8 protein-coding genes are annotated in these 9,198 nt (G+C 67.8%); 2 read left to right on the plus strand and 6 right to left on the minus strand.

The window, feature by feature from the left end; genetic code table 11:
- Positions 1-509: 509 nt before the first annotated feature.
- Positions 510-3,350 carry an excinuclease ABC subunit UvrA gene (gene uvrA, locus Amac_RS46260; protein ID WP_155360809.1) on the minus strand — a complete coding sequence of 947 codons (2,841 nt, stop codon included), beginning with the start codon at positions 3,348-3,350 and terminating at the stop codon, positions 510-512.
- 192 nt (positions 3,351-3,542) lie between these two features.
- Here uvrA and Amac_RS46265 point away from each other — a divergent pair, with 192 nt between their 5' ends.
- Together Amac_RS46265 and Amac_RS46270 are read left to right on the plus strand one after the other, a co-directional pair.
- Entirely contained in the window at positions 3,543-4,316 is a 774-nt protein-coding gene (locus Amac_RS46265) for a maleylpyruvate isomerase family mycothiol-dependent enzyme (protein ID WP_155360810.1), read from the plus strand.
- Positions 4,317-4,577: 261 nt separating this feature from the next.
- Entirely contained in the window at positions 4,578-5,216 is a 639-nt protein-coding gene (locus tag Amac_RS46270; protein WP_155360811.1) for an MBL fold metallo-hydrolase, read from the plus strand.
- A 201-nt stretch (positions 5,217-5,417) separates the two neighbouring features.
- Here Amac_RS46270 and Amac_RS46275 read toward each other — a convergent pair whose 3' ends face one another.
- The 5 genes from Amac_RS46275 to Amac_RS46295 form a co-directional block, all read right to left on the minus strand.
- Positions 5,418-5,711, minus strand: coding sequence for a hypothetical protein (locus tag Amac_RS46275; RefSeq protein ID WP_155360812.1), 294 nt, complete (start codon positions 5,709-5,711; stop codon positions 5,418-5,420).
- Between the two features lie 64 nt (positions 5,712-5,775).
- Entirely contained in the window at positions 5,776-6,645 is an 870-nt protein-coding gene (pssA, locus tag Amac_RS46280; RefSeq protein ID WP_246269139.1) for a CDP-diacylglycerol--serine O-phosphatidyltransferase, read from the minus strand.
- Positions 6,632-7,273 carry a phosphatidylserine decarboxylase gene (locus Amac_RS46285; RefSeq protein ID WP_155360813.1) on the minus strand — a complete coding sequence of 214 codons (642 nt, stop codon included), beginning with the start codon at positions 7,271-7,273 and terminating at the stop codon, positions 6,632-6,634. The genes pssA and Amac_RS46285 overlap by 14 nt, the downstream gene beginning before the upstream one ends.
- 122 nt (positions 7,274-7,395) lie before the next feature.
- Complete coding sequence (locus tag Amac_RS46290) at positions 7,396-8,370, minus strand: TerC family protein (RefSeq protein ID WP_218041685.1); 975 nt, start codon at positions 8,368-8,370, stop codon at positions 7,396-7,398.
- 240 nt (positions 8,371-8,610) lie between these two features.
- Positions 8,611-9,198, minus strand: a 588-nt coding sequence (locus Amac_RS46295; protein ID WP_155360831.1) for a glycosyltransferase family 4 protein, incomplete at its 5' end; no start/stop codon positions are given.

A 9,198-nucleotide genomic window follows, 5' to 3' on the forward strand; every position in this document is an offset into this window, starting at 1 on the left:
GGCGGAGTATGGACAATTACCGATTTCCCGAAAGTACTCTGACTCCCCCAGGCCCCCGCTCCCCCGCCCGTCACAACCGGGCCAGTACCCCCGCGAAACAGGGCAGGCGGCACCGCCACCGCCGCGTCACCAGGTCCACCTCATCGCAGCCTCAGGACATAAAGGATCTTGCGGGGAACGCGCCGGTGTGGCTGACGTCGATAACCGCCCAGGGCGCCGGCCACGGGGGCGTACACAACCGAGCATCTCGCGCAGAAACGGCGCCCATGTGGCTGACGTCGATGACCGCCATAGGGCGCTGGCATCGTGGCCCAGGGGGGCGTACACAACCGAGCACCTCGCGCAGAAACGCGCCCATGTGGCTGACGTCGATGACCGCCACAGGGCGCTGGCATCGTGGCCCAGGGGGCGTACACGACCGAGGATCTTGCGCGGGAACGCGACGGTGTAACTGGCGTCGAGACCGCCCCCAGGGCCACCGGCTTCGCGGCCCCAGGGGCGTACCAGCTTCAGAGGCCTAGGATCTTGCGGAGGAAGGCGCCGGTGTGGCTGGCGTCGATGAGGGCCACGTCCTCGGGGGTGCCGGTGGCCACCACCAGGCCGCCGCGGGAGCCGCCCTCGGGGCCCATGTCGATGACCCAGTCGGCGGTCTTGATGACGTCCAGGTTGTGTTCGATGACGATGACCGTGTTGCCGTTGTCGACCAGGCGGTTGAGCACGCCGAGCAGGCGGCGGATGTCCTCGAAGTGCAGGCCTGTGGTGGGCTCGTCGAGGACGTAGATGGTGCGGCCGGTGGAGCGGCGCTGGAGTTCGGAGGCGAGCTTGACGCGCTGGGCCTCGCCGCCGGACAGGGTGGTGGCGGGCTGGCCGAGACGGACGTAGCCGAGGCCGACCGCGTTGAGGGTGTCCAGGTGGCGGCGGATGGCGGGGATGGCCTCGAAGAAGTGCAGGGCCTCCTCGATCGGCATGTCCAGGACCTCGGAGATGGTCTTGCCCTTGTAGTGGACCTCCAGGGTCTCCCGGTTGTAGCGGGCGCCGTGACAGACCTCACACGGCACGTACACATCCGGGAGGAAGTTCATCTCGATCTTGATGGTGCCGTCGCCCGAGCACGCCTCGCAGCGGCCGCCCTTGACGTTGAAGCTGAACCTGCCCGGCTGGTAGCCGCGGATCTTCGCCTCGGTGGTCGCCGCGAACAGCTTCCTGACGTGGTCGAACACCCCCGTGTAGGTGGCGGGGTTGGACCTGGGCGTGCGCCCGATCGGGGACTGGTCCACGTGCACGACCTTGTCCAGCAGATCCATCCCGACCACCCGGGAGTGCCGGCCCGGCACCGTCCTGGCGTTGTGCAGCTCCTTGGCCAGCGCGTTGTAGAGAATGTCGTTGACCAGCGTCGACTTGCCGGAACCCGACACCCCGGTCACGGCGGTGAACACGCCCAGCGGGAAGTCCACGTCCACGCCGGTGAGGTTGTGCTCGCGCGCGCCCTTCACGGTGAGCTGCCGCTTGCGGTCGCGCTTGCGGCGCTTGGCCGGGATCACGATCTCGCGCCGCCCCGACAGGTACGCCCCCGTCAGCGACTCCTCGCTGGCCAACAGTTCGTCCACGGTTCCGGACACGACGACCTGGCCGCCGTGCTCACCGGCCCCGGGGCCGATGTCGACCACCCAGTCGGCGGCGGCGATGGTGTCCTCGTCGTGCTCCACCACGATCAGCGTGTTGCCCATGTCGCGCAGCCGGATCAGGGTCTCCAGCAGCCGATGGTTGTCCCGCTGGTGCAACCCGATGGACGGCTCGTCCAGCACGTAGAGCACGCCGACCAGGCCGGACCCGATCTGGGTGGCCAGCCGGATGCGCTGCGCCTCGCCTCCGGCCAGGGTTCCGGCGGCCCGGTCGAGGGTCAGGTAGTCGAGCCCGACGTCCAGCAGGAAGCCCAGCCGGGCGTTGATCTCCTTGACCACCCGTTCGGCGATCTGCATGTCGCGCTCGGACAGCTTGAACCCGCTCAGGAAGCGGGCGCACTCCCCGATCGACAGCGACGACACGTCCGCGATCGACGAGCCTCCCACGGTGACGGCCAGCGACACCGGCTTGAGGCGCTTGCCCTGGCAGGCCGGGCACGGCACCTCCCGCATATACCCTTCGTACTTCTCCCGGGCGGCGTCGCTCTCCGACTCGGCGTGCCGGCGCTGCACCCAGGTGATGGCGCCCTCGAAGTTGGTGTAGTAGGACCGCTCCCGCCCATACCGGTTGCTGTAGCGGATGTGGATCTGCTCGTCGTGGCCGTGCAGCAGGGACTTCTGGGCCTGCTTGGAGAGGCGGTCCCAGCGGGTGTCGAGGGTGAAGCCGAGGGCGTTGCCGAGGCCCTCCATCAGCTTCTCGAAGTAGTCGCTGGTGTGGCCGCCGGACCAGACCGAGATCGCGCCGTCGCCGAGGGTGCGCTCGGGGTCGGGCACGATCAGCTCGGGGTCGACCTCCATCCGGGTGCCGAGGCCGGTGCACTCCGGGCAGGCGCCGAACGGCGAGTTGAACGAGAACGAGCGGGGTTCCAGCTCCTCGAACGACAGGTCGTCATAGGGGCAGTAGAGGTGCTCGGAGTAGAACCGTTCCCGGTTCTGGTCGTCCGGGTCGAGGTCGACGAAGTCCAGGGTGATGGTGCCGCCGGAGAGCTGGAGGGCGGTCTCCACCGAGTCGGTCAGCCGCCGCCGCGCGGTGTCCTTGACCGCGAGCCGGTCGACGATGACCTCGATGTCGTGCTTCTCGTATTTCTTGAGGGTCGGCGGTTCTTCCAGCCGGATGATCGTGCCGTCCACCCGGGCCCGCGCGAAGCCCTTCGTGGTGAGTTCGCGGAACAGCTCCGCATACTCCCCCTTGCGGCCGCGGATGACCGGCGCGAGCACCTGGAAGCGGGTGCCCTCCTCCAGTTCGAGCACCCGGTCCACGATCTGCTCCGGCGTCTGCCTGGCGATCGGCCGCTCGCACTGCGGGCAGTGCGGCTTGCCGATCCTGGCCCAGAGCAGCCGGAGGTAGTCGTAGACCTCGGTGATCGTGCCGACCGTGGAACGGGGGTTCCTGCTGGTCGACTTCTGGTCGATGGAGACCGCCGGGGAGAGCCCTTCGATGAAGTCCACATCCGGCTTGTCCATCTGGCCCAGGAACTGCCGTGCGTACGCAGAAAGGGACTCCACGTAGCGGCGCTGGCCCTCGGCGAAGATCGTGTCGAAGGCCAGGCTGGACTTGCCGGAGCCGGACAGCCCGGTGAAGACGATCAGAGCGTCTCGCGGGAGGTCCAGCGAGACGTCCTTCAAGTTGTGTTCACGTGCGCCACGCACGATAAGGCGGTCAGCCACGGCGATCCCGGTAGGTCGATTGTCTCAACAGGAGGTGCACGGGGCAGGCTACCCAGGCCCACTGACATTTTCGCGAGGTCCTGCCACACGGCCGTCGACCTCATCCACATCTAGGGTAAATGCAGCGTCAACCGGCCGCTGGACATTCCCCGGTCCCGCTTCTGTCGCCGCCGCCGGATACGATTGGGGTTCATGTCAGTCCTCGACACGTACCAGAACCAGCTCACGGCCTCGACCGAGCGCCTGATCACCACGGTGGCCGCGCTGACCGACGCCGACGTCCTCGCGCCGTCCCGCCTGCCGGGCTGGAGCCGGGGGCATGTCATCACCCACGTCGCCAGAAGCGGGGACAGCCTGATCAACCTGTTCACCTGGGCGCGCACCGGCGTCCCGACCCCGCAGTATCCGAACATGGACGTCCGGAACGCGGATATCGAGGCGGGCGCGGGCCGTCCGGCCAAGGAGCAGCTGGCCGATCTGGAGGAGAGCGCGGACCGGTTCGCCGCGGCCGCCGGGGAGATGACGGAGAGCGACTGGACGGTCATGGTCGGCGCGATGACCGGCGGGAACCACCCGGCCTGGTATGTGCTGATGCGCCGCCTGCGCGAGGTGGAGATCCACCACGGCGACCTCGACCGGGGCTACGACTGGCCGGACTGGCCGGAGCAGTACGTCGTGTGGGATTTCCACGACACCATGCGCAGCTGGACCCCCGGCTCGGGCCCGGTCAGCGAGATCAGGGTCGTGGCGAGCGACGAGGCGCACGACGAGACCTGGACCGGCCTGGGTGAGGGCCCCAGCGTGCAGGGCTCCCGCCGTGACCTGCTCGCCTGGCTGACCGGCCGCACCACCGGCCACCGCCTCACCGCCTCGGGCCCGCTCCCTGCCCCGCCCTCCTGGCCGTTCCAGGCCGCTCCGCCCGGCCTACCCGCCCAGATCCCGGACAGCTGGCCCCCGGCCCTCTGAACCACGGGATCGCGAACTCCGCGAACCGCACGCTGGGCGACGCCTGGCCCTTGACCGTCAGAACCCCGTGATCACGAGCTCCGCGAACCGCACACTGAGCGACGCCTCCCCCCGGGCGTCTGAACCACGTGATCCCGTTCAACCCGAACCATTCGTGATCGACTTTGCCGGGTGACACCTCGCGGGCCGCGATTCCGGGCGATTTCCGGCACGATCGGGCGGCCTCGATAACGTAGGCCATACCGACCTATGAGGAGAGTCATGAGCTATACGGGAGACGTCGTCCAGGGCGGGCCCGCCGATGTGCGGGAGCTGGACAGGCTGACCATAGCCAAGATCGAAGTGGGAGGTTTCGGGAACAACGCGTATCTGCTGCGGTGCAAGGAGACCGGCGACGGGCTGCTCATCGACGCCGCCGCCGAGCCCGATCGCATTCTCGACCTGATCGGGAAGATGCCGATCAGCTCGATCGTCACCACGCACCAGCATGGGGATCACTGGCAGGCGCTGGCCGAAGTGGCGAAGGCGACCGGTGCGACGCCGATCGCGCATCCGCTGGACGCGCCGGCGCTGCCAGTCCGCTCCCGCGAGGTGGAGCACGGGGACCGGATCGCGCTCGGCGTGCTCAGCCTGGAGGTGGTGCACCTGCGCGGGCACACGCCGGGCTCGATCGCGATCTACTACCCCGGCCACATCTTCACCGGCGACTCGCTGTTCCCCGGCGGGGTGGGCAACACCCAGAAGGACCCGCAGCGTTTCGACCAGCTCTACACCGACGTGGTGGAGCGCATCTTCGACCGTTTCCCGGATGAGACCTGGGTCTATCCCGGCCACGGCAAGGACACCACACTCGGAGCCGAACGCCCGGCCCTCCCGGAATGGCGCGCCCGAGGCTGGTGACCTCAGGTTGGGCGATCTTGGGCTAGACGGTCTCGGACCCGGACGGCCTCGGACTGGACGGCCTCGGGCTGGGGCGATCTCTCTTGGCGCCGGGGCGGCGGGAACCAACACCTGCGTGAACGGCGCCGGATGACGGCGAGCAAGCCGACAACCTGCTCATTCTGGAGGCGCTCTTAGGTTGGGGGTCCTCGGGTTGGCGGCTCAGTCGAGGCTGGGTCTTGGGGGTGGCATCGGGGTGCCGAAAGAGCGGAGGATTCGGTCAGCCGCGGCTGACGGGTCGTCGGCGCTTTCCACGATGTCGCCCCACGACCAGCAGTAGAACCAGCCGTCGGCGGCGTCTACGCATTCCACCGTCTCGGTGGCCGAACCGGAACCGATCACCCTGAGTGAGGTGGGATTTGTGCGTAATGCCACCTTTATCCCCCTGAGCTCCAGCTCTCTGGCCAGCTTGCCGAGAAGGTAGGTCTGGGACTGCTCACGGGGCGTAGCGGTCATGCCTCTATTGAACGTCAAGCCCGCCAGCGGGAAAAGGGGCCCGGATCGTGCGGACCCCGTTCCCTCAGATGGAGCTCCGCTCCTTGCGCTGGGAGCGCTTGAACATCAGCACCCGCAGCGGGATGGCCGACACGATGGCGATCTGCATGATCGCGCCCACCTGGATGAGCTCGTCGCCGCCGGCCAGCCCGGCCGCCCAGATGGTCAGGCAGGCCACGTTGATCATCATCCAGCCGAGCACCACGGCCGCCAGGTTGCCCTTCGGCTTGGGATACTCGACCCGGCTGACCATCAGCCAGGCCACCGCGAAGATGCCCCCGATCGTCCACACCGTCGGCTGGAACAGCAGCACGATCGACACCACGGTCATCGCGCCCATCGGGATCGGCAACCCCATGAAGTCGCCGCTCTTGGTCTTCACGCAGGCGAACCTGGCCAGCCGGATCACCCCGGCGAGCAGCACCGACCCGGCCGCGGCCAGGACCAGCCAGAGCGGCAGCCGTTCGGCGAAACCACCCCAGATGACCACCATGAACGCGGGCGCGAAGCCGAAGCTGATCACGTCGGCCAGGTTGTCCAGCTCGGCGCCCATCGCGGACGCGCGGAACCGGCGGGCCACCAGGCCGTCGAACAGGTCGCAGGTGGCGCCGATGAGCAGCAGCACCACGGCGGTGCCGAAGAAGCGGGGATCGGGCTCGAACTTGCCGTCCACCTTGAGCTGGTCGATCGCCGAGTAGGCGAGCACGACCACGGACAGGAAGCCGGACAGGGCGTTGCCGAGCGAGAGCGAGTCGGCGGCGGAGAGCCGGAAGGCCTTGCCCACCGGGCCGCGCGGCTCCTCGGTCTCCTCGATCGAGGTGTCGATGGAGGCTTCAATCGGGGCGTCGATGGACCAGCCCGCCGTGCCCCTCGCCCCGAGATCAGGCGCGGTCAATGCGGGTCACCCCCGCCACCGTCTTGTCGCCCACGGTGACCGCGGGCTGGATCCCCTCCGGCAGGTAGACATCGACCCGCGAACCCAGCCGGATGAGCCCGACTCGGTCCCCCTGGGCGACTTTCGCCCCCACCGGGACGTACGGAATGATCCGGCGCGCCACCGCGCCCGCGATCTGCACCATCTCGATGTCGCCGAGCGGGGTGTCGAAGTGCCACACCACCCGCTCGTTCTTGTCGCTGTCCTTGTTGAACGCCGGCGTGAACCCGCCGGAGACATGCTCGACCGAGGTCACCGTTCCGGCGGCCGGGGCACGATTGACGTGCACGTTCACCGGGCTCATGAAGATCGCCACCCGGGTCCGGCCGTCCTGGAGCGGATCGATGCTCTGCACCACGCCGTCGGCGGGCGAGAGCAGTCGCCCGAAGCCGGGCCTGCGCTCCGGGTCGCGGAAGAACCAGAGCATGCCGCCGGTGAGCGCGGCCAGCGGCACCGCCGCGAACGCCCACTTGGCGGACCTCCGGGTGAGGATGGCTGTGACGGCCGCCGCCGTGGCGGTCGGAGCCAGCCACGGGGACACCCCGCGCGCCAGCCGGAGCGCGCGAGGACTAACAGAATCGTTCGACACTGGGAGCCTTTGTACTCTTTTGCGACTAGGGACCGTAATGTGACTTAACTACCTATGTTACCGATCCCACCGTCTTTACACGGCCACAACGAGACAAGCAAAGCGCCTCCCCGGTCGTTGCGCTAGTGCTGCTCCGCTTCGGCCGGGGCGGCGATGGCGTCCCTGCGGGACTTCATCAGGCTCAGCAGGGTGGTTACGACCATGGTCACGATAATGACACCCAGCGAGACCGAAATGGGAATCTCGGGCGCCCACGAGACCGTGTCGTGCATCGCTTCGAGGACGAGTTTGACTCCGATGAAGGCGAGAATGAACGACAGGCCGTAGCTGATGTAGACCAGCCGCTGCAGCAGGCCGCCGAGCAGGAAGTACAGCTGGCGCAGGCCCATCAGGGCGAACGCGTTGGCGGTGAAGACGATGAAGGCGTCCTGGGTGAGGCCGAAGATCGCGGGGATGGAGTCCAGCGCGAACAGCAGGTCGGTGGTGCCGATGGCGATCATCACGATGAGCATGGGGGTGACCATGCGCTTGCCGTCGATCTTGACGATCGTCTTGGAGCCGACGAAGTCCGGGGTGGTGCGGAACCAGCGGCGGGCGGAGCGGAGCAGGATGTTCTCGGCGAAGTCGTCCTCGTGCTTGCCGTGGTCGCGGATCAGGGTGTACGCGGTGTAGATCAGGAAGACGCCGAACACGTAGAACAGCCAGTGGAACTGGTTGAGGGCGGCGGCACCGATCGCGATGAAGATGCCGCGCATCACCAGGGCGATCAGGATGCCGATCAGCAGGACCTTGTGCTGATACTCCCTCGGCACCGCGAATCTCGACATGATGATGAAGAAGATGAACAGGTTGTCGACGCTGAGGCTGTATTCAGTGAGATAGCCCGCGAAGAACTCGCCGGATTCCGTCGGCCCGGCGAAGATCAGCAGTCCGATGCCGAAGAGCACGGCCAGGGCGACGTAGAAGCCGACCCAGAACCCCGCCTGGCGGAACGAGAACTCCTTCGCCTCGCCGCGGTCCACGATCCACAGGTCGAAGGCGATCACGATCAACAGGCCGATGATGACGGCGGCCCAACCCCAGGCAGGAATGTTCACAGCAGTAGCCCCTCCGGCGCGCGACAATACACACTGCCGGAGGTCTCTCCCGCCTGCCAGGCACGTATCGATCATGCCCGGACAGACCGACAGCCCCGGGCTCTAAAGCCGTGATGACGGGACTGTCACGAAGGGATACTCCCCCCCAACGGTCTCAGTATAGGGATCCCATAGAACCTGACCTACCGTTGGGGCCCTGTTCTTCTTGGAATCACCTTGGGGAACCCTTTGCTCACGCGTTTAATTCCCGAGCTCGCCCGGTGCGACGTCCCGGGCATAGGCCCGCAACACCGCCTGAACCGCGTCCGCCTCGGTGGGCAGCCGCCGTCCCCGCTCCGCCGCCGCTTTCCCCAGCTTTTCCGCCAGCCCCGGCTCGCTGAGCACCCGTACGACCGCGTCCCGGATCGCCTTCCCATCCCCCGGCGGCACCAGCAACCCCGCGTCGCCCACCATGCCGGGAATTCCCCCCACCCGGGTCCCGACGATCGGCACCCCCGCCCGCAACGCCTCCTGCACCGTCAGCGGCTGCCCTTCCCACCAGCTCGGCACCACGTAAACGGCCGCGACCCTCAAAAGATCCCCCACATCCCCCCGATCCCCCAGCAACCGAACCGGCAGCCCTCCCGCCGCGATCCGCTCCTCCAACTCCCCGCGCAACGGCCCTTCTCCAGCAACGACGAAGACCACCTTCTCCGGGTACGCCCCTGACGCCGCCTCCAGCAACACCTCCAGCCCCTTCTGCTGGGCCAGCCGAGCCACCGTCAGAACGACAGCCCCCTCCCCCAGCTCCTCCCGGACCTTCGCGGCACCCCGCCCGCTCTCCCGGAT

Origin of the sequence: Acrocarpospora macrocephala (genome assembly GCF_009687865.1) — a bacterium.
In the GTDB taxonomy this organism is placed as follows: domain Bacteria; phylum Actinomycetota; class Actinomycetes; order Streptosporangiales; family Streptosporangiaceae; genus Acrocarpospora; species Acrocarpospora macrocephala.

What these genes read in the sequence shown, in the direction of transcription:
- Amac_RS46265 (WP_155360810.1), top strand. Translation starts at nt 3,543, where the DNA reads ATGTCAGTCCTCGACACGTACCAGAACCAGCTCACGGCCTCGACCGAG.
- Amac_RS46270 (WP_155360811.1), top strand. Translation starts at nt 4,578, where the DNA reads ATGAGCTATACGGGAGACGTCGTCCAGGGCGGGCCCGCCGATGTGCGG.
- Amac_RS46275 (WP_155360812.1), bottom strand. Translation starts at nt 5,711, where the DNA reads ATGACCGCTACGCCCCGTGAGCAGTCCCAGACCTACCTTCTCGGCAAG.